Origin of the sequence: Microvirga guangxiensis (genome assembly GCF_900102135.1) — a bacterium.
GTDB lineage: Bacteria > Pseudomonadota > Alphaproteobacteria > Rhizobiales > Beijerinckiaceae > Microvirga > Microvirga guangxiensis.
Window position 1 is genome coordinate 200,165 of record NZ_FMVJ01000006.1, and the last position, 19,027, is coordinate 219,191.

Consider the following 19,027-nt stretch of genomic DNA (forward strand, 5'->3'; position numbering starts at 1 on the left):
ATGTAGGGCATCCCTATGATCGTTATCCTTGGTTCTTGTCGGACCGTCTTCCATTTTTAAGTCAGAGTCGCTTGCGTGAAGGCAGACGTATCATCATCTGGGCCACCCCTTGTCGAGCTTATAAGGATCAGCAAGCGCTATGGCGACCTTCTCGCCAATGACGGCATAGATCTTTCCATCGAGCCAGGCGAAATCCATGCGCTGCTTGGGGAGAACGGAGCCGGTAAGTCGACACTGGTCAAAATTCTCTATGGCGTGATCGAACCCAGTGCCGGTGAAATCCGGTGGGAAGGCAGGCCCGTTTCCATTGGCTCCCCCGTCGAGGCGCGGACCCTTGGCCTGGGAATGGTGTTCCAGCACTTCTCCCTTTTCGAAGAGATGACAGTTGCCGAGAACATCGCTGTCGCTCTCTCCGGGGAGTGGAGCCTTGCCAATGTTCGCAACCGCTTGAGCGAAATAAGCCGCACCTATGGTCTTGCCCTCGATGCCGACCGGGCCGTCTGGACCCTGTCGGCCGGTGAGCGCCAGCGCATCGAGATCGTTCGCTGCCTGCTTCAGAATCCTCGCCTGCTGATCCTCGACGAGCCTACCTCCGTTCTGACGCCGCAGGAGGCAGAGCATCTGTTCGTCACCCTGGACAAGCTCTCGGCGGAAGGGTGCTCGATCCTCTACATTTCTCATAAGCTCGAAGAGGTGCGCCGCCTCTGCCGCCGTGCCACGATCCTGAGGGCAGGGCGCGTGGTAGCAACAATTGATCCGCGCGCGAGTACCGCGCGGGAAATCGCGGCTCTGATGGTCGGCAACGAAGTTGGAGACATCCGCACCGACGCACCGCATACACCTCAGGGTGAAGTCTTACGAGTTCGCAATCTCGATATGCCGCCCGTAGGACTCCATGGGCAGGCCTTGAAGGACATCAATCTCGTGGTGCGTGCGGGCGAGGTCGTCGGGATTGCAGGTGTTGCGGGTAATGGCCAGAGCGAATTGTTCGCAGCGCTTTCGGGCGAGCGCTTAGCGGAGCGGAACGATGCCATCACCATCGCCGGAAAGCCGAGCGGAGGGATGGGGATCGAGGCCCGTCGCCGGCTCTCAGCCGCATTCGTTCCCGAGGAGCGTCTCGGTCATGCGGCGGCTCCAACGCATCGCCTGAGCGAGAACACGCTGATTTCTCATGCATCGACCGAGGTCCGTTCCGGCTTCATCCTTCTCAATGCCGCCAAGCGATTGGCCCGCACGATCATCAAAAGTTTCGATGTCCGTACCCCCGAAGGGGACCCGCAGGCGCGCAAATTGTCCGGCGGCAACCTGCAGAAATTCGTGATCGGGCGCGAAATCATCCGCAAGCCAAAGCTACTCATCGTCGATCAACCGACATGGGGAGTGGACGCAGGTGCAGCGCGCCTCATTCGCCAATCGCTTGTTGATCTGGCACGTGACGGCAGTGCCGTCCTGGTTGTGAGCCAGGACCTCGACGAATTGTTTGAGGTGGCCGATCAGATGGCGGTGATCCATCAGGGAATGCTGAGCCCGCAGAAGCCCATCGGCGAATGGACCAAGGAGGCGATCGGCCTTGAAATGCTAGGCGTGGCTCAAGCTCAAGGGGGCGCTCATGCGGATTGAGCTCACGCCCCGTACTTCGGTTTCTCCCGTCGCGCGTGCTCTTGCGCCGGTTGCGGCCTTCATCACGTCGTTTCTCATCGCGGGCTTTGTCATCTGGCTCATGGGCCGTTCGCCGATCGATGCCTTCGACGTCTATGTACTCCAGCCCCTGAGCGATCCGTGGTCGCTGCAGGAGCTGCTCGTCAAGGCGACGCCGCTTGCCCTGATCGCTATCGGCTTGTCCTATTGCTTTCGCGCCAGCCTCTGGAACATCGGAGCCGAAGGCCAATACGTTATGGGAGCAATCTTCGGCAGCTGGTTGGCGCTGAAAACTCATGGCACCGATGCCGGGACATGGGTGCTGCCGCTCATGCTGATCCTCGGCGTCATCGGCGGTGCGCTTTATGGCCTGATCCCGGCCTTCCTGAAGACCCGCTTCGGCGTGAACGAGATCCTGACCAGCCTCATGCTCGTTTATGTGGCTCAGTTGACTCTCGATTACCTGGCCCGAGGTCCCTGGCGCGATCCCAAAGGTTTCAATTTTCCCCAATCGGTGACCTTCGATACGGCTGCAACCGTACCCCCCATTCTGGAGGCGGGTCGCGTTCATTACGGCTTCGTGTTCGCGCTGATAGCCGTCGCTGTTACAGCGGTCGTTCTGGGCAGAACCCTTTTCGGTTATCGCCTCAAGCTGACGGGCGACGCCCCGCGCGCTGCGCGGTTCGCCGGCTTCAGCTCCAAGGCGACGGTCATGGCCGTGTTCGCGATTTCCGGCGGTCTCGCGGGATTGGCCGGTATTACGGAGGTATCGGGACAGATCGGGCAGATCCAGCCTTCGATCTCCCCGGGATATGGCTTCACGGCCATTACGGTTGCTTTCCTGGGCCGGCTCAACCCTATCGGCATTCTCGTCGCGGCGCTCGTTGTCGCGCTCACATTCATCGGCGGTGAGAGCGCGCAGATCATGCTGAAACTGCCGCTTGATCTCACGCAGGCCTTCCAAGGCATCCTGCTGCTCTGCGTTCTGGCCGCCGACGCCTTGGTCAGCAACCGCATTCGTCTTGTTGCACGGGGAGGGGGCAAATGACCATTTTCGAGGCCATTCTGCTCACTATCGTCACTGCTTCAACGCCGCTTCTGATCGCTGCCTTGGGCGAGCTCGTCACGGAACGAGCGGGCGTTCTCAATCTTGGCGTCGAAGGCATGATGGCCATGGGCGCGGCTTGTAGCTTTGCTGCCGCCGTGAGCTTCGACTCCACGCTGCTTGGCGTCGCGGCGGGCATCCTGGCGGGCGCATTCATGGCGGCATTGTTCGCTCTGGTGGTTTTGGGCTTTGCCGCAAACCAGGTCGGCTCCGGACTGGCGCTGACCATCTTCGGCTTAGGCTTGTCCGGTTTGATCGGCGCTCCTTTCGTGGGCGCCCGGCGCGATCCCATTCCGCATGTCGATGTCCCCATTTTGAGCGATATCCCCTACATTGGCCGCCTCTTTTTTGAGCAGGATCTTTTCGTTTACGCATCCTTCGCGCTCACGATCCTGATCGCGGTTTACCTCACCCGCACACGCTCAGGCCTGACATTGCGTTCCATTGGCGAGAACCACACTTCGGCGAATGCCCTTGGCCTTCCTGTCCTGCGCACCCGCTTCCTGGCAATCCTGTTCGGCGGTGCCTGTGCGGGCTTGGCGGGAGCATATCTTGCACTTGTCTATACCCGCTTTTGGTCGCCCGGAATGACAGCGGGGCGAGGCTGGATCGCTCTCGCACTTGTGGTTTTCGCAGCTTGGCGGCCGGGTTGGCTCTTGATCGGAGCCTATATCTTCGGGGCAGCGACGGTGCTGCAGCTGCATGCCCAGGCGGCTCAGTTCGGGGTGCCTTCGCAGGTGCTCTCGGCTGTACCTTATCTCGCGACGATCATCGCGCTTCTTCTCTTGTCGTTGCGTCATGGCAGGGCTATCGGAGCCCCGGGGTCCTTGGGGACGCCGTTCGTGCCTGACCGATAGGCAAAGTGATGATATTGTGAGCAAAGGAATTCTTGCCAGAGCTTAACAGACCTGCAAGGGATGTTTGGAAATCTAACCTCGAGGGAACGAGCATGTTTTCATGTAAACTCTTTGGAGCCGTGGCAGGTGTCGCTGTTGCTGCCCTGTCGGCAACCGGCGCCTTGGCGCAGGCCAAGGACAAGATCAAAGTCGGCTTCATCTATGTCGGCCCGGTTGGCGACCACGGTTGGAGCTATCAGCATGACCAGGGCCGTCAGGCCATCGAGAAGGCCTTCCCTGGCAAGGTCACGACCACCTTCGTGGAAAGCGTGCCGGAGGCCGATTCCGAGCGCGCTATCGAGCAGCTCGCGCGCACCGGTCACGATCTGATCTTCACGACCTCGTTCGGTTTCATGGAGCCGACCCTGAAGGTCGCCAAGAAGTACCCGAACATCAAGTTCGAGCATGCCACCGGCTTCAAGCGCGCCCCGAACCTGGCGACCTATGCAGCAAAGTTCCACGAGGGCCGCTACATCATCGGCCAGATCGCGGGCAAGATGACTAAGTCGAATACCATCGGCTATGTGGGCGCCTTCCCGATTCCGGAAGTGATCGCTGGCATCAACGCGTTCTATCTCGGCGCACAGTCGGTGAACCCGGACGTCAAGATCAAGATCGTTTTCGCCAACACCTGGTATGATCCTGCCAAGGAAGGTGATGCCGCCAAGGCTCTCCTCGACCAGGGTGTCGACATGCTGGCCCAGCACACCGACAGCCCGGCGCCGATCCAGGCAGCCGAGGCCCGTGGCAAGTTCGGCTTCGGACAGGCTTCCGACATGGAGCGCTTCGCTCCCAAGGCCCAGCTGACCGCCATCGTCGACAACTGGAATGACTACTACGTTGAGCGTACCAAGGCCGTTCTCGATGGCACCTGGAAGTCGCAAGACGTTTGGGGCGGCATCGACTCCCATATGGTCGTCATGTCGCCCTACAAGAACATGCCCGATGATGTGAAGAAGCTCGCTCAGGAGACTGAGGCCGCCATCAAGGCCGGCACCTTGAACCCCTTCAAGTGCCCGGTCATCGGCCAGGATGGCAAGGAGATCGAGTGCAAAGGCAACGGCGCACTCTCGGACGAGCAGGTCCTCGGCATGAACTTCTACGTGAAGGGCATCGAGGACAAGATTCCGCAATAAGCGACGGCATTCATTGTATGAGAAAGGCAGCCGGGTTGCTCGGCTGCCTTTTTTGTTTAAGTCGCTATTATTTCGTATGGCCGAAGGGGAGCATGAATGTGTGAGCAGGCTATGATCGAACCGTGTGACACGGACGTTCTGATCGTTGTAGATGTTCAGTACGACTTCCTGCCCGGCGGAGCCCTAGCTGTGCCCGATGGTGATGCGGTGATTGCGCCGATCAACCGGCTCGCAAGAGCCTTTCGGCATGTGGTTCTGACGCAGGATTGGCATCCCGAGGGACACGCTTCCTTCGCGTCGTCGCACCCAAGCAGGCAAGCCTTCGAGACTGCCGACCTGCATTATGGTTCGCAGGTACTGTGGCCTGACCATTGCGTGCAGGGAACGGAGGGTGCGGAAATCTCTCGCGATCTCGACATTCCTCATGCGCAGCTGGTCATCCGCAAAGGGTACAATACTGGCATCGACAGCTATTCCGGTTTCAAAGAGGCAGACAGAAAAACGTCTACGGGGCTGGACGGCTATCTCAAAGAGCGCGGCTTTCGCCGCGTGTTCTGCGCCGGCTTGGCGATGGATTTCTGTGTGGCGTGGACAGCGCTCGATTCCGCGGCGGCTGGTTTTGAAACATATCTGTTCGAGGATGCCTCGCGGGCCATCGATACGAATGGCTCGCTCGCTAAGGCAAAGAAGGATTTGGAGGCTGCTGGAGTTCGTCTCATCAGCAGTGAGCAGATTAGACGACGTTAGGTATAAGTATGAGAAGCTTGTATGACTACCAGCATCGAGGATCGAGGTTGGAAGAGTAGGGACCGTCTCGCAGCAATATCGTGTATAGAAAATCGTTCTTATAGATTTGAAACTTAGGCGCCCCCTGTACTGCTGAACTAGCAGGTCTTAACAGCGCCGAGGCTATCTGTTGTTGAAACTCTACTTCTAGATTGTTGGGGATGAACGCCTCAACCACAACCACCGCCTCGAAGCTGCAATAATCTCCGTTGCTTAGTCCTATGCCTGTCCCAACTCGAGAACCTCTGGCTATAACCACAGAATTCTGCGGAAGCGGTAGGTCCTGGAGTTGTGAAGCAAATCGCGAAAGGCGAAATTCATTAAGAGCTAATGCGCTTAGAACTGGGCTCGAAATTATTCCAAGGGTAATTAAAGTTCCTAAGATTCGCCCAAGCCATGTTCTTGGAATAAGCAAGAATATACGTTGTACTTTCAAATGCCGTGCCTCCGCTTTCTGATATCTTATATCAGAAAGCGGGCGCGTACTACGCTAGGTTATATGATCGCCCCATGAAGGTCGTACTCATCTGAGCGCTCGATCTTCACGTTGACGATCTCGCCCGGCTTCAGAGGGGTCTTCGAAGCCACATAGACCACGCCGTCGATCTCTGGGGCATCATACTTGGTGCGGCCCGTTGCGACCGTGGCACCCTGTTCGTCGATGATGACGGGCAAGGTCTTGCCGACGCGTGCCTTGAGCAGTCCGGCGCTGACCTTTTGCTGCGTCTGCATGAAACGATGCCAGCGCTCTTCCTTCACCTCATCCGGCACTGCGCCAGCGATGTCGTTGGCGGGCGCGCCTTGCACGGGCTCATACTGGAAGCATCCGGCGCGGTCGATCTTCGCCTCTTCCAGCCACTGCATCAGGAGATTCACATCCTCTTCCGTCTCGCCAGGGAAGCCGACGATGAAGGTGGAGCGGATGGCGAGGTCCGGGCATATCTCGCGCCATTTCTTGATGCGCTCCAGGGTCTTCTCCTGGTTGCCGGGGCGGCGCATCGATTTGAGAACGGAAGGCGAGGCATGCTGGAAGGGAATGTCGAGATAGGGAAGGATCTTGCCTTCCGTCATCAGCGGGATGATCTCGTCCACGTGCGGGTAGGGGTAGACGTAGTGCATGCGCACCCACATGCCGAGCTCGCCCAGTTCCTTGCCGAGTTCGTAGAACCGCGTGCGGACCTCGCGGTCCTTCCACATGCTGGGCTGGTACTTGATGTCGAGACCGTAAGCGCTGGTGTCCTGCGAGATCACCAGGACTTCCTTCACGCCCGCTCTGGCGAGCTTCTCGGCTTCGCGCAGCACATCGCCGATGGGGCGGCTGACGAGATCGCCGCGGAGCTTCGGGATGATGCAGAAGGTGCAGCGATTGTTGCAGCCCTCTGAAATCTTCAGATAGGCATAGTGGCGTGGTGTCAGCTTTACGCCCTGGGGCGGTACGAGATCGATGAAGGGATCGTGCGCAGGAGGGGCAGCCTGATGAACGGCAGACACGACGGATTCGTAGGCCTGCGGACCAGTAATCGCGAGAACGTTCGGGAAATGCTCACGGATCTGCTCTGGCTCGGCGCCCATGCAGCCGGTGACGATGACCTTGCCATTCTCGGCCATGGCCTCGCCGATAGCCTCCAAGGACTCCGCCTTGGCGCTGTCAAGAAAGCCGCAAGTGTTGACGATGACCACGTCAGCCCCATCATGCTCCCTGGTCAGCTGGTAACCTTGAGCGCGAAGCTGCGTGATGATGCGCTCGGAATCGACCAGGGCCTTCGGGCAGCCCAGGGATACGAACGAGACTTTGGGTGCGGGAGCATTCATCCGCGAAATTCCAATCTAGAGACCGTACAGACATCGGAAAGCGCCCACTTAAGTGCGGCTTGGTGCGAAATCAGGGCAGGGGAGCCTGTGCTCGGAAGCGCTGCGCAAGCTGTTATGCGCGCTGCGAAACCGTGACTTCGCAGCCTTTTCAAGGCTGCCTTCTCAAGTCGATGCCACGCTTCGCGCAGGCGCTCAAAAGGAGCACGCGACTGAAACGCGCGAATGCCTTACAACAGAGCACCCGTTTTTACAACACCGGGGTGCCCAGGCGGCCTAATCTCTCAAGGCGGCTAAGCTCTTGAACGGCTTAGGTTGTTGCGCCTTGGCCATTCCGGGCACAAGCTCCCCTCCGGTATGAAAGCCTGCCTTGCCGAGGCCGTTCTTCGGGCTCGTTCAGACCACGGTCATGCTGCTCTCAGGGGCGTTGATGCTTCCAAACCCGAGCGGCCCGGCAGGGACCCGCCGCACCGCTCTGTCAGTCGTATCTGTTTAGATCTATCGACCCCAGCGAAGTACCATCGGATCAAGGCGTCGGGCGATTTCGATAAGGCCTTTGCGGGTTTCTGGATGCAGCGGCTGAAGCGGGTGGCGAACGGCTTCAGATTTGATCACGCCACCTTCCTTCATGAGGGCCTTGGCTGCCGAGAGTCCGCATTGGCGGTTCTCGTAGTTGATGAGGGGTAGCCACCGCTCATAGGCTGTAGCGGCTTCCTCGCGGTTTCCTGCGAAATAGGGATCGATGATCTTGCGGATGCCATCCGGATATCCGCCACCTGTCATGGCGCCTGTCGCGCCGGCATCGAGATCGGCCATGAGAGTGATCGCCTCTTCACCATCCCATGGACCTTCAATGGAATCGCCGCCGAGCGCGATAATCTCGCGCAGCTTGTTGGCCGTGCCTGCCACCTCGATCTTGAAATAGGAGACATTGACGATCTCTTTGGCCATCCGCGCCAGGAACGATGGAGACAGGGAGGTGCCCGCCATGGGCGCGTCCTGGATCATGATCGGGATGCTGATGGCATCGGACACGCGGCGGAAGAACTCGTAGATACCCGGCTCCGATACGCGAAGCGTTGCGCCGAAGAAGGGCGGCATAATCATCACCATCGCCGCGCCGGCTGCCTCAGCGCGCTTGGAACGGTCGACGCAGATACCAGTCGAGAAATGGCTTGTGGTGACAATCACCGGAACCCGTCCGGCAACGTGCTCGAGCACAGTGTGCATCACCATGTCGCGTTCGGCATCGGTGAGAAGGAACTGCTCAGAGTAGTTTGCAAGGATGCAGACGCCATCTGAGCCGGCATCGATCATGAAGTCGACGGCACGCTTCTGGCCTTCGACATCGAGTTGGCCCTCCTCGCTGAAAATGGTCGGGGCGACCGGATAGACGCCACGGTAAGGGCGGACCGAAGACCTGCCGAGCAAAGACATGATTTCTCCCTGAAAGCTTGCCTGTTGAAGAAAGAGGTTAGTGGTTGTCCCGTGCGACGGGCGCGCCGGATTTCCCGACGAGGAAGTCGAGATCCGCGCCTTTATCTGCCTGCATCACGTGATCGAGGTACATTTTCAGGTAGCCGCGTGTTGCGTGCGGTGCCGGAGGCGTCCAAGCCGCGCGTCGGCGCTCCAGCTCTTCTGCGTCCACATGAAGGTGCAGGCTGCGAGCCGCCACGTCCAGCGTGATGAGGTCTCCGTTCTGGACGAATGCCAGTGGGCCGCCTGCTGTAGCTTCCGGGGCGACATGCAGAACGACAGTGCCGTAAGCCGTGCCTGACATGCGCGCATCCGATATGCGGATCATATCGCGCACGCCCTTCTTAAGAAGCTTCTGCGGCAATGGCATGTTGCCGACCTCAGCCATGCCGGGGTAGCCCTTCGGGCCGCAATTTTTCAGCACCATGATACAGGTCGCGTCTATGTCGAGCGTGGCGTCGTCGATACGATGATGCAAATCCTCGATCGTCTCGAACACCACCGCACGGCCAGTGTGCTTCATGAGTTCAGGCGAGGCCGCTGAGGGCTTTATGACCGCACCGTTAGGCGCAAGGTTGCCTCGCAGGATTGCTATTCCGGCTTCAGGCTTGAAAGGATCTTCGAAGGTTGTGATGACCTCGCGATTCCAGCAGGGCGCATCCTTCACGTTTTCCCAGAGAGACCTGCCGTTCACAGTGAGTGCGTCCTTATGCAGAAGACCCTTCTCCCCAAGCGTTCGCAAAACAACGGGCAGGCCGCCGGCATAATAGAAGTCTTCCATCAGGAAGCGCCCGGACGGCATGAGGTCGACGAGACAATGAACGTCGCGGCCGAGCCGGTCGAAATCGTCCAGGGTCAGTTCGATGCCGGACCGGCCTGCCATGGCAAGCAGGTGGACGACGGCATTCGTGGATCCGCCAATGGCTGCGAGTGTGCGGATCGCGTTTTCGAAAGCCTGACGTGTCAGGATCTTCGAGAGAACAAGATCTTCGTTGACCATTTCGACAATGCGCCGCCCAGCCATTCGGGCCAAGTGGTTGCGGCGGGCGTCAGCTGCGGGAATGGCAGCATTCTCAGGAAGCCCCACTCCGAGCGCTTCCACCATTGAAGCCATGGTCGAGCCGGTACCCATGGTCATGCAGTGACCTGCGGAGCGGTTCATAGCGCCCTCGGCTTCATGGAACTCCTGAAGAGTTACTTCCCCGGCGCGCAACTGCTCGCTCATGGAAATGATGTTCGTGCCGGATCCGATATACTTGCCGCGATACACGCCACGTAGCTGCGGCCCCCCGGAGACACCGATCGTCGGCAAGTCGGCTGAGGCTGCACCCATTAACAGGGCAGGGGTGGTCTTATCGCAGCCCATGAGCAGCACGACGCCATCGAGCGGATGGGCGCGAATGGCTTCCTCCACGTCCATGGCCGCCAGGTTGCGAAAGAGCATGGCAGTGGGACGCATGGTGACCTCGCCGAGCGAGGATACGGGAAACTCCAATGGGAACCCGCCAGCATCGAGAACGCCGTATTTGACATGCTCCGCGATGGTTCTGAAATGGGCGTTGCAGGGTGTCAGCTCCGACCAAGTGTTACAGATGCCGATAACCGGACGGCCTTCGAACTGGTCCTGAGGGAAGCCGCTGTTCTTCAGGAAGGAGCGATAATAAAAGCCCATCTTATCCTGACGGCCGAACCAGGCTTGGCTTCGTAGTTGGCGTTTCTTGTCTTCGGTCATTCCTATCGCCTTAAAATTGCGTCAGGGCTCAAAAGAAAATTTGCGGCTACGACTAACGTCGGATGGTTGTCATTCTCGCTGTATATAATATGATAAATAGGTGGCTGTTAAGGCTGCTAAAGTCTAAAATCAAAGAATGCAGAGGGAGAAAACGCATGAAGGCTCGTCATCTTCTGACGACAATCGGTATGGCTGCGCTGATGCTGTCGTCCGGCGTGGCTTACGCTCAGAGCAAAATGACCGTGGGCTTCTCGCAGGTCGGTTCGGAATCCGGCTGGCGTGCAGCAGAGACGAAGGTCTCCAAGATCGAAGCGGACAAGCGCGGCATCGACCTGAAGATCTCAGACGCCCAGCAGAAACAAGAAAACCAGATCCGTGCCGTTCGCTCTTTCATTGCACAAGGGGTCGATGCCATCCTTCTTGCTCCGGTCGTAGCAACCGGCTGGGATGCGGTGCTCAAAGAAGCCAAGGAAGCAAAAATCCCGGTCGTTCTACTCGACCGATCCATCGAGACAAAGGACGAGTCTTTATATCTCACCGCAGTGACCTCCGATACGGTCTATGAGGGCAAGGTGGCCGGTGAGTGGCTCGCCAAGGAAACCGGCGGCAAATGCAATGTGGTCGAGCTGCAGGGCACGGTCGGATCAAGCCCAGCGATCAACCGCAAGAAAGGTTTCGATCAGGTTGTAGCAGCCAATCCAGGCATGAAGATCATCCGTACCCAATCCGGCGACTTCACCCGCACCAAGGGCAAAGAGGTCATGGAGAGCTTCATCAAGGCGGAAGGCGGCGGCAAGAACATCTGCGCCGTCTACGCCCATAATGACGACATGGCCATCGGCGCCATCCAAGCCATCAAGGAAGCTGGCCTGAAGCCAGGTAAGGACATCAAGATCGTATCCATCGACGGTGTGCCGGATATCTTCAAGGCGATGGCCGATGGTGAGGCGAACGTCACCGTGGAGCTGACGCCCAATATGGCTGGTCCGGCTCTCGATGCGCTCGCGGCCTTCAAGAAGGACGGCACGATGCCGAAGAAGTGGATTCAAACTGAATCCAAAGTCTTCACTCCCGAGACGGCCTCAGCTGAGTACGAGAAGCGCAAGGAACTCTACTAATTGCTTCAACCCGATAGCGGCAGGCGCAACCAAGCCTGCCGCTTCTCATGTGCCGCTGCCGCTGGCGGTTCATCATTAGATTTGGGGAAGCCATGCCGCTGCTGAACGAGCGTTCCGATCTTCTGGAGATCAAGGAGCTCACAAAAGGATTTCCTGGCGTTCAGGCCTTGGATCATGTGGATTTCACGCTCTATGCAGGTGAGATACATGGTCTCCTTGGTGAGAATGGCGCCGGCAAGTCCACGCTGATCAAGGTGCTGACCGGCGTATTCAGGCGCGATGGCGGAACCATTCGTCTCGACGGTTTGGACATTGAGGCGCGCGATCCGGCGGATGCTCTCTCCTTGGGGATCGGTACCGTCTATCAGGAGGTCAATCTCCTGCCCAACCTGTCTGTCGCCGAAAACCTGTTCATTGGTCGTCAGCCGCACCGTTTCGGTATCGTCCGTACAGGCGAGATGCGCCGCCGTTCCGCAGAAATCCTGTCCGCCTACGGTCTCGATATCAATGTCACCGATCCGTTAGGCAGCTTTTCCGTTGCGATTCAGCAGATCGTAGCCATCGCGCGAGCCGTCGATCTTTCCGCCAAGGTGTTGATCCTGGACGAGCCGACTGCGAGCCTCGATGCGCAGGAAGTAGAGACTCTCTTCCGCATCCTGCGGGACCTCAAAGAGCGCGGTATCGGCATCATCTTCGTTACGCATTTCCTCGATCAGGTTTACGCTGTGTGCGACCGCATCACGGTTCTGCGCAACGGGCGCCTGGTCGGGTCTCGCCCGACATCCTCTCTGCCCCGCATCGAGCTGGTCTCGATGATGCTCGGGCGTGAATTGGCAGCCGAAGCGCTCCATCGCAACCAACGTCCAGCCGTTACCGAAGAGCCTCTTGTTGCCTTCAAGGATTACGGCAAGCGCCGCCTCATGGAGCCGTTCGATCTGGCCGTTCGACCCGGGGAAGTGGTCGGGCTTGCCGGGCTTCTCGGCTCTGGTCGCACGGAAACCGCCAAACTGATTTTCGGCATTGAGAAAGCTGAGAGCGGTCAGGCCTTCGTGGATGGCAAACCTGTGCGCATAGCCTCTCCACGGGATGCCGCCCGGTTGCGGTTCGGATTCACGCCGGAGGACCGCAAGACAGAAGGGATCGTCGCCGAGCTGTCGATCCGCGAGAACATCATTCTTGCCCTGCAGGCGCAGCGCGGATGGCTGCATCAGATCCCCCGGCGCAAGCAGGATGAAATCGCCAATCGCTTCATCAAGCTCCTCGACATTCGCACGCCCGACGCGGAAAAGCCCATTGGCCTTCTCTCCGGCGGCAATCAGCAAAAGGCACTGCTGGCCCGGTGGCTCGCTACGGAGCCGCGGTTCCTTATTCTAGACGAGCCGACACGTGGCATCGATGTGGGAGCGCATGCGGAGATCATCCGGCTGATCGAGCGCCTCTGTGAGGATGGCCTCGCCCTGCTCGTCATCTCCTCTGAACTCGAAGAAATCGCCTCCTACAGCGACCGAGTCGTGGTGCTTCGCGACAGAAAGCATGTGCGTGAACTATCCGGAGCCGAAGTCAATGCGGACACCATCATGACGACAATCGCGAGCCATCAATGAGCAGTGTCGTGCAGGCCAATGTTCCTCGTATGCTTCCCAAGGGCCTTCCACAGGTAGCGGCGCTTCTGGTCGTCCTTCTCATCAATTGGCTGGTATTTCGCGATTTCTTCGCCATTCGTCTCCAGGACGGGCGCCTCTTTGGCAGCCTGATCGATGTTCTCAACCGCGGCGCTCCTGTAGCGATCCTGGCGCTTGGAATGACTCTCGTCATCGCCACTCGCGGTATCGATCTTTCCGTCGGCGCCGTGATGGCCATTGCCGGTGCCATGGCCGCCAGCATGACGGCGCAAGGCTATCCGCTTCCAGTCGCTCTGGCTGCGGCGGCGGGAATTGGGCTCGCCTGCGGCTTATGGAATGGCATTCTCGTTGCTGTTCTTGAGATTCAACCTTTCGTCGCAACACTTATTCTCATGGTGGCGGGACGCGGCTTTGCCCAGCTCATAACGGAAGGGCAGATCATTACCTTCGTCAGCGATGGCTTTGCTGCCATCGGTAGCGGTTCATTTTTGATGTTGCCGATGCCGGTTGTGATCGCCCTCGTAATGCTGGTCGTCACCCATATCGTGGTTCGCTACACCGCGTTGGGCCTTTTCATCGAAGCAATCGGCGCCAACGTGCGCTCCAGCGCATATGCAGGTATCGGCACGAAAGCGGTCACCATTGCAGTCTACATGTGGTGCAGCCTGTGTGCTGCCATCGCGGGCCTTATCGTTACAGCTGATATTCGCGGCGCGGACGCCAATAATGCGGGCCTTTGGCTTGAGCTCGATGCCATTCTGGCAGTGGTTATCGGCGGCACCTCGCTCTTCGGCGGGCGCTTCAGCCTGGGACTTTCGGTCGTTGGCGCGCTCATTATCCAAGCCATGAATACCGGTATCCTGCTCAGCGGATATCCACCCGAGTACAACCTGATTGTGAAGGCCATCGTCGTGTTGGCCGTGCTTCTGGCACAGGCGCCCATCTTGTCGGGACTCGTGGCCGTCTGGAAGAGGACCAAAACCTGATGCGCCGCCACCTCCCAGTCCTGATGACTCTTGCTGTCTTCATCGCCGGCTACCTGATCTGCCTGGCGCAGTTCCCGAGCTTCGCCTCCACGCGCGTTATCGGTAATCTTCTCACCGATAACGCCTTCCTCGGCATCGTTGCCGTAGGAATGACCTTCGTCATCCTTTCGGGCGGGATCGATCTCTCGGTCGGATCTGTCATCGCCTTTACTGGCGTCTTCCTGGCACTTGCCATCGAGCGATACGGGCTCAATCCTTATCTTGCCTTTGTGCTGATCCTTGTGATCGCAGCTCTCTTTGGAGCCGGCATGGGGCTTCTGATCCATGCTTTCCAGATACCGGCCTTCATCGTCACCTTGGCAGGTATGTTCCTGGCGCGCGGCATGTGCTTCGTCCTCACCACGGACTCGATACCCATCAACGCGTCGGCTTATAGCGACATTACCGATATTGCTTTCCCACTTCCGGGAGGAGGGCGCTTAACCTTCATTGCGCTTACCATGCTTCTGGTATTCGCAGCGGGCGTCGTTCTCGCTCACTTCACCCGCTTCGGGGCGAATGTCTACGCGCTCGGCGGCAATCGAACCTCGGCGCAGTTGATGGGCGTTCCGGTAGGTAAGACAACCATCAGGATCTACATGCTGTCGAGCTTTCTGGCTGCTTTGGCCGGAATCGTCTTTTCTTTTTATACCTCTGCGGGTTATTCCCTTGCAGCAACTGGGGTCGAGTTGGACACGATTGCCGCTGTCGTCATCGGTGGTACTCTTCTGACAGGTGGTTCCGGGACGATCATCGGCACGCTGGTCGGCGTGCTTATTCAGGGGTTGATCCAGACATACATCACCTTCGAGGGAACGTTGAGTTCCTGGTGGACAAAGATCGCGATCGGCGCATTGCTCTTCGCCTTCATCGTTCTTCAAAGGGGGCTGTCGGCAGCATCGGTCCGAACACGGTAGGGTTTCGTGAGCATCACCATGGTTTTGGCAAACGATCTACAGAAGCCAGCAAGGACGCGATCTGCCCACGATCTCGTGGCCCACGGCATCGGCCAGAATATCATGAGGGGCCGGTTCCCTGTTGGCAGCATCCTTCCCGGCGATGCCGAGCTGATGGAGCTGTTCGGCGTTTCCCGTACCGCCTTGCGCGAAGCCTTGAAGACCCTTGCTGCGAAAGGCCTTATCGAGTCCAAGACCAAGGTCGGCACCAAGGTTCTCGATCGTCATAACTGGAATATGTTCGATGCCGATATCCTCGAATGGCATCTCGAGATGGGGGTCGATGCGAAGTTCCTGGGCTGGCTTTTCGAGATCAGGCAAACGCTAGAGCCCTTTGCCTGTGCAACCGCCGCCCTGCGCCGGAGTGCGAAACAGCTCGAAAGCATGAGAGTGGCCCTTCAAGCCATGTATGGTTGCGCCACTAACCGGCAAGGCTTCACCAAGGCCGACTTGGCCTTTCATCAGGCTATACTCGAGGCTTCGGGCAACCCCTTCCTCCAGTCCATCGGCTCGGTCATCGGCGCTGCGCTCGCGACGTCCTTCACGATCAGCTCCCCAGTTTCGAGTGACGATCGCTTTGAGACGGTCATGAAGCAGCATCAGGCGGTGTTCGACGCCATCGAACAACAGAATCCCGTTGCTGCCAGCGAGGCCATGTCGTTCCTGATCATGCAGGCGGCCGAACGTATCCGCATCAAGCACGGCGAAAGCGCTCTGACTGCCATTCAGACACACGCTTTTTCTAGCGAGTGAACCCTCGACGACCTCCGCATGAGCCACATGGCTGTTCTCTGCCTCAAAATAGTATTATAGTATTATTGGGCGATTGAGTGCGTGACATACGCAGGCAGATCGCCTGATATGCGATCTGCAAGGGCTCCCGCAGAAGGGCCCTCCCAGGACGCCGGCGCCAGGGCGACAGTCTTCATTTCGAGCAACAGCCCTCAGCCGCCTAGGCCCGTCGTATCCGAACTCTAGATATGAGCCGAAACAGCCTGCACGGTTCGGCTCGGACGCAGAAACGAAAAGGGAGAACGACCTTGAGGACTTTCACGACCGCTTTCGCAGCACTTGCTCTCGGAGCGACAAGCCTGCTGAACCCAGCTCTCGCGCAGGATAAGGGCACCGTCGGCGTCGCCATGCCCACCAAGTCGTCCGCGCGTTGGATCGACGATGGCAACAACATGGTCAAGGTGCTGAAGGAGAAAGGCTACAATATCGACCTTCAGTATGCTGAAGACGACATTCCAAACCAGCTCGCCCAGATCGAAAACATGATCACCAAAGGTGCGAAGGTGCTCGTGATCGCTTCAATCGACGGCACAACCTTGTCGGATGCTCTCCAGCAAGCTGCGGACAAGGGCATCAAGGTCATCGCCTATGATCGCCTGATCCGCAATTCTAAGAATGTCGACTACTACGCCACTTTCGACAACTTCCAGGTGGGCGTTCTCCAGGGCGGCTATATCGAGAAAGCGCTTGGCTTGAAAGAGGGCAAGGGCCCCTTCAACATCGAGCTCTTCGGCGGCTCCCCGGACGACAACAACGCCTACTTCTTTTACAACGGCGCCATGTCGGTACTCGACCCCTACATCAAGAGCGGCAAGCTTAAGGTGCAGAGTGGACAGATGGGCATGGACAAGGTCTCGACCCTTCGCTGGGATGGCGCGGTTGCTCAGGCCCGTATGGATAACTTGCTCTCCGCCTACTACACAGACAAACGTGTGGATGCGGTTCTCTCGCCCTACGATGGCCTGAGCATCGGCATCATTTCCTCGCTGAAAGGTGTTGGCTATGGCTCGCAGCAGCAGCCTATGCCCGTCATCACCGGCCAGGATGCCGAGATACCCTCAATCAAGTCGATCCTTGCCAAGGAACAGACCTCCACAGTGTTCAAGGACACTCGTGAGCTCGCCAAGGTGACGGCGAATATGGTGGACGCCGTTTTGTCGGGCAAGCAGCCTGAGGTCAACGATACGAAAGCCTACGAGAACGGTGTCAAGGTTGTTCCGGCATACCTGCTGAAGCCGGTAAGCGTCGATGCCTCCAATTGGAAGGAAGTCCTGGTCGGCAGCGGCTATTACAAGGAAGACCAGCTCAAATAAGACCTGAACACGGGGACCCTGCGCAAAAGCAAAGGGTCTCCGCTTCTTTTTGGAAGGGCCTTTGGTCCTTTTCGAACTGCTTGGGGTTTGAGCATGAACGCGATCCTTGAGATGCGAGGGATCACTAAGACGTTTCCGGGCGTGAAGGCGCTCGACAACGTCAATATCACCGTGAAGGCGGGTGAGATTCATGCGCTTGTGGGCGAAAACGGCGCAGGAAAGTCGACACTCATGAAGGTTCTGAGTGGTGTATACCCGCATGGCTCCTATTCCGGGGAGATCATCTATGAGGGGCAGGAGCGACGCTTCAAGAGCATCTCGGACAGTGAAGAACTCGGTATCATCATCATTCACCAGGAACTAGCCTTGGTGCCGCTCCTGTCGATTGCGGAAAATATCTTCCTCGGCAATGAACAAGCGAGGTTTGGCGTTATTGACTGGTCAGCGGTTTTTTCCCGCACGAAGGAGTTGCTCAAGATCGTGGGCTTGAGCGAGTCGCCGGAAACGCTGGTCACCAATATTGGTGTCGGCAAGCAGCAATTGGTGGAAATCGCCAAAGCACTTTCCAAGAAGGTCAAGCTGCTGATCCTGGACGAGCCGACAGCGAGCCTAAATGAGAAGGACAGCAATGCGCTCCTGAACCTTCTTCTGCAGTTCAAGGCTCAGGGCATCTCTTCGATCCTGATTTCCCATAAGCTCAATGAGATCACCAAAGTTGCCGACTCCATTACAGTTCTTCGGGATGGCGGCACTGTTGAGACGCTCGACTGTCATGTTGGGGAAATCAGCGAAGACAGGATCATTCGTGGGATGGTCGGCCGCACCATGGAGGACCGCTATCCAAAGCGACAGACGCGCATCGGGGAGACGATTTTCCAAGTTGAGAACTGGTCGGCCCACCATCCGCTTCATTCACATGTGCAGGTCGTCAAGAACGTCAACCTGAACATCCGACGTGGCGAGATCGTCGGCATCGCGGGATTGATGGGAGCAGGGCGGACCGAATTCGCCATGAGCCTCTTCGGCCGCAGCTACGGCCAGAACATTTCAGGGCAGGTCCGTCTTCACGGTAAGGAGATTGACGTCAGTTCGGTGGAGAAAGCCGTCGCTAACGGCATCGCCTATGCCACTGAGGATCGGAAAACTTACGGCCTCATTCTCGAAGAAGACATTCGCAAGAATATTACCTTGGCCAATCTGGAGGGCGTGTCGAAAAATCTAGTCATCGACGATATTCGCGAATTGGCCGTAGCCAACGATTATCGCGGCAAGATGCGGATCCGCTCGTCCAACGTGTTCCAGGAGGCTGTGAACCTCTCTGGCGGCAATCAGCAGAAGGTTGTTCTGAGCAAGTGGCTCTTCTCCAATCCGGAGATCCTGATCCTGGACGAGCCGACCCGCGGCATTGATGTGGGCGCGAAATACGAAATCTATACGATCATCAACGGGCTGGCGGATGCCGGCAAGGGGGTCCTCATGATCTCGTCTGAAATGCCTGAGCTTCTAGGCATGTGCGACAGGATCTACGTCATGAACGAGGGGGCCATGATTGCCGAACTCGATGTTGCCGAGGCCTCACAGGAAAAAATCATGCACGCGATCGTCAAGTCGGGGAGGCGCTGA

At 58.1% G+C, this 19,027-nt stretch carries 15 protein-coding genes; 12 read left to right on the plus strand and 3 right to left on the minus strand.

Annotated elements, in window-relative coordinates:
* The first annotated feature begins 75 nt into the window (after positions 1-75).
* The 5 genes from BLP10_RS11930 (at position 76) to BLP10_RS11950 (ending at position 5,522) form a co-directional block, all read left to right on the plus strand.
* Positions 76-1,620, plus strand: a complete 1,545-nt coding sequence (locus tag BLP10_RS11930) for an ABC transporter ATP-binding protein (RefSeq protein ID WP_091134659.1) — start codon at positions 76-78, stop codon at positions 1,618-1,620.
* Positions 1,610-2,686, plus strand: a complete 1,077-nt coding sequence (locus BLP10_RS11935) for an ABC transporter permease (RefSeq protein WP_091134661.1) — start codon at positions 1,610-1,612, stop codon at positions 2,684-2,686. The genes BLP10_RS11930 and BLP10_RS11935 overlap by 11 nt, the downstream gene beginning before the upstream one ends.
* Entirely contained in the window at positions 2,683-3,600 is a 918-nt protein-coding gene (locus BLP10_RS11940; RefSeq protein ID WP_091134663.1) for an ABC transporter permease, read from the plus strand. Before BLP10_RS11935 ends, BLP10_RS11940 begins: the two co-directional genes overlap by 4 nt.
* A gap of 92 nt (positions 3,601-3,692) precedes the next feature.
* Positions 3,693-4,775 (plus strand): BMP family ABC transporter substrate-binding protein, encoded by a 1,083-nt coding sequence (locus BLP10_RS11945; protein ID WP_091134665.1) that lies wholly within the window; start codon positions 3,693-3,695, stop codon positions 4,773-4,775.
* Positions 4,776-4,886: 111 nt separating this feature from the next.
* A complete protein-coding gene (locus BLP10_RS11950) occupies positions 4,887-5,522 on the plus strand; it encodes a nicotinamidase (RefSeq protein WP_244510501.1) in 636 nt (211 codons plus the stop codon).
* 534 nt (positions 5,523-6,056) lie between these two features.
* Here the strand turns inward: BLP10_RS11950 and rimO are convergent.
* From rimO to BLP10_RS11965, 3 genes are all read right to left on the minus strand, one after another.
* The gene (gene rimO / locus BLP10_RS11955; protein WP_091134668.1) at positions 6,057-7,373 is read right to left on the minus strand and encodes a 30S ribosomal protein S12 methylthiotransferase RimO; all 1,317 of its coding nucleotides are present in this window, start codon (positions 7,371-7,373) and stop codon (positions 6,057-6,059) included.
* 495 nt (positions 7,374-7,868) lie between these two features.
* Positions 7,869-8,807 carry a dihydrodipicolinate synthase family protein gene (locus BLP10_RS11960; RefSeq protein ID WP_091134670.1) on the minus strand — a complete coding sequence of 313 codons (939 nt, stop codon included), beginning with the start codon at positions 8,805-8,807 and terminating at the stop codon, positions 7,869-7,871.
* 37 nt (positions 8,808-8,844) lie between these two features.
* On the minus strand, positions 8,845-10,578 hold the full coding sequence (locus tag BLP10_RS11965) for an IlvD/Edd family dehydratase (protein ID WP_091134672.1): 1,734 nt from the start codon (positions 10,576-10,578) through the stop codon (positions 8,845-8,847).
* 155 nt (positions 10,579-10,733) lie between these two features.
* Here BLP10_RS11965 and ytfQ point away from each other — a divergent pair, with 155 nt between their 5' ends.
* The 7 genes from ytfQ (at position 10,734) to mmsA (ending at position 19,027) form a co-directional block, all read left to right on the plus strand.
* A complete protein-coding gene (ytfQ, locus tag BLP10_RS11970) occupies positions 10,734-11,696 on the plus strand; it encodes a galactofuranose ABC transporter, galactofuranose-binding protein YtfQ (protein ID WP_139165486.1) in 963 nt (320 codons plus the stop codon).
* Positions 11,697-11,788: 92 nt separating this feature from the next.
* Positions 11,789-13,300, plus strand: coding sequence for a galactofuranose ABC transporter, ATP-binding protein YtfR (gene ytfR / locus BLP10_RS11975; RefSeq protein WP_091134674.1), 1,512 nt, complete (start codon positions 11,789-11,791; stop codon positions 13,298-13,300).
* The gene (gene ytfT / locus BLP10_RS11980; protein WP_091134676.1) at positions 13,297-14,304 is read left to right on the plus strand and encodes a galactofuranose ABC transporter, ATP-binding protein YtfT; all 1,008 of its coding nucleotides are present in this window, start codon (positions 13,297-13,299) and stop codon (positions 14,302-14,304) included. The genes ytfR and ytfT overlap by 4 nt, the downstream gene beginning before the upstream one ends.
* Positions 14,304-15,260, plus strand: coding sequence for a galactofuranose ABC transporter, permease protein YjfF (gene yjfF / locus BLP10_RS11985; RefSeq protein WP_091134678.1), 957 nt, complete (start codon positions 14,304-14,306; stop codon positions 15,258-15,260). Before ytfT ends, yjfF begins: the two co-directional genes overlap by 1 nt.
* An 18-nt stretch (positions 15,261-15,278) precedes the next feature.
* On the plus strand, positions 15,279-16,052 hold the full coding sequence (locus BLP10_RS11990; RefSeq protein ID WP_091134680.1) for a FadR/GntR family transcriptional regulator: 774 nt from the start codon (positions 15,279-15,281) through the stop codon (positions 16,050-16,052).
* Between the two features lie 287 nt (positions 16,053-16,339).
* Entirely contained in the window at positions 16,340-17,404 is a 1,065-nt protein-coding gene (gene chvE, locus BLP10_RS11995) for a multiple monosaccharide ABC transporter substrate-binding protein (RefSeq protein WP_091134682.1), read from the plus strand.
* Between the two features lie 93 nt (positions 17,405-17,497).
* Positions 17,498-19,027, plus strand: coding sequence for a multiple monosaccharide ABC transporter ATP-binding protein (gene mmsA, locus BLP10_RS12000; protein ID WP_091135072.1), 1,530 nt, complete (start codon positions 17,498-17,500; stop codon positions 19,025-19,027).

Excerpts from the sequence above, each read along its gene's own strand:
- rimO (WP_091134668.1), bottom strand. The coding sequence starts at position 7,373 with ATGAATGCTCCCGCACCCAAAGTCTCGTTCGTATCCCTGGGCTGCCCG.
- BLP10_RS11945 (WP_091134665.1), top strand. The coding sequence starts at position 3,693 with ATGTTTTCATGTAAACTCTTTGGAGCCGTGGCAGGTGTCGCTGTTGCT.
- BLP10_RS11960 (WP_091134670.1), bottom strand. The coding sequence starts at position 8,807 with ATGTCTTTGCTCGGCAGGTCTTCGGTCCGCCCTTACCGTGGCGTCTAT.
- ytfR (WP_091134674.1), top strand. The coding sequence starts at position 11,789 with ATGCCGCTGCTGAACGAGCGTTCCGATCTTCTGGAGATCAAGGAGCTC.
- ytfQ (WP_139165486.1), top strand. The coding sequence starts at position 10,734 with ATGAAGGCTCGTCATCTTCTGACGACAATCGGTATGGCTGCGCTGATG.
- BLP10_RS11935 (WP_091134661.1), top strand. The coding sequence starts at position 1,610 with ATGCGGATTGAGCTCACGCCCCGTACTTCGGTTTCTCCCGTCGCGCGT.
- mmsA (WP_091135072.1), top strand. The coding sequence starts at position 17,498 with ATGAACGCGATCCTTGAGATGCGAGGGATCACTAAGACGTTTCCGGGC.
- ytfT (WP_091134676.1), top strand. The coding sequence starts at position 13,297 with ATGAGCAGTGTCGTGCAGGCCAATGTTCCTCGTATGCTTCCCAAGGGC.
- BLP10_RS11965 (WP_091134672.1), bottom strand. The coding sequence starts at position 10,578 with ATGACCGAAGACAAGAAACGCCAACTACGAAGCCAAGCCTGGTTCGGC.
- BLP10_RS11950 (WP_244510501.1), top strand. The coding sequence starts at position 4,887 with ATGATCGAACCGTGTGACACGGACGTTCTGATCGTTGTAGATGTTCAG.
- yjfF (WP_091134678.1), top strand. The coding sequence starts at position 14,304 with ATGCGCCGCCACCTCCCAGTCCTGATGACTCTTGCTGTCTTCATCGCC.
- BLP10_RS11990 (WP_091134680.1), top strand. The coding sequence starts at position 15,279 with ATGGTTTTGGCAAACGATCTACAGAAGCCAGCAAGGACGCGATCTGCC.
- BLP10_RS11940 (WP_091134663.1), top strand. The coding sequence starts at position 2,683 with ATGACCATTTTCGAGGCCATTCTGCTCACTATCGTCACTGCTTCAACG.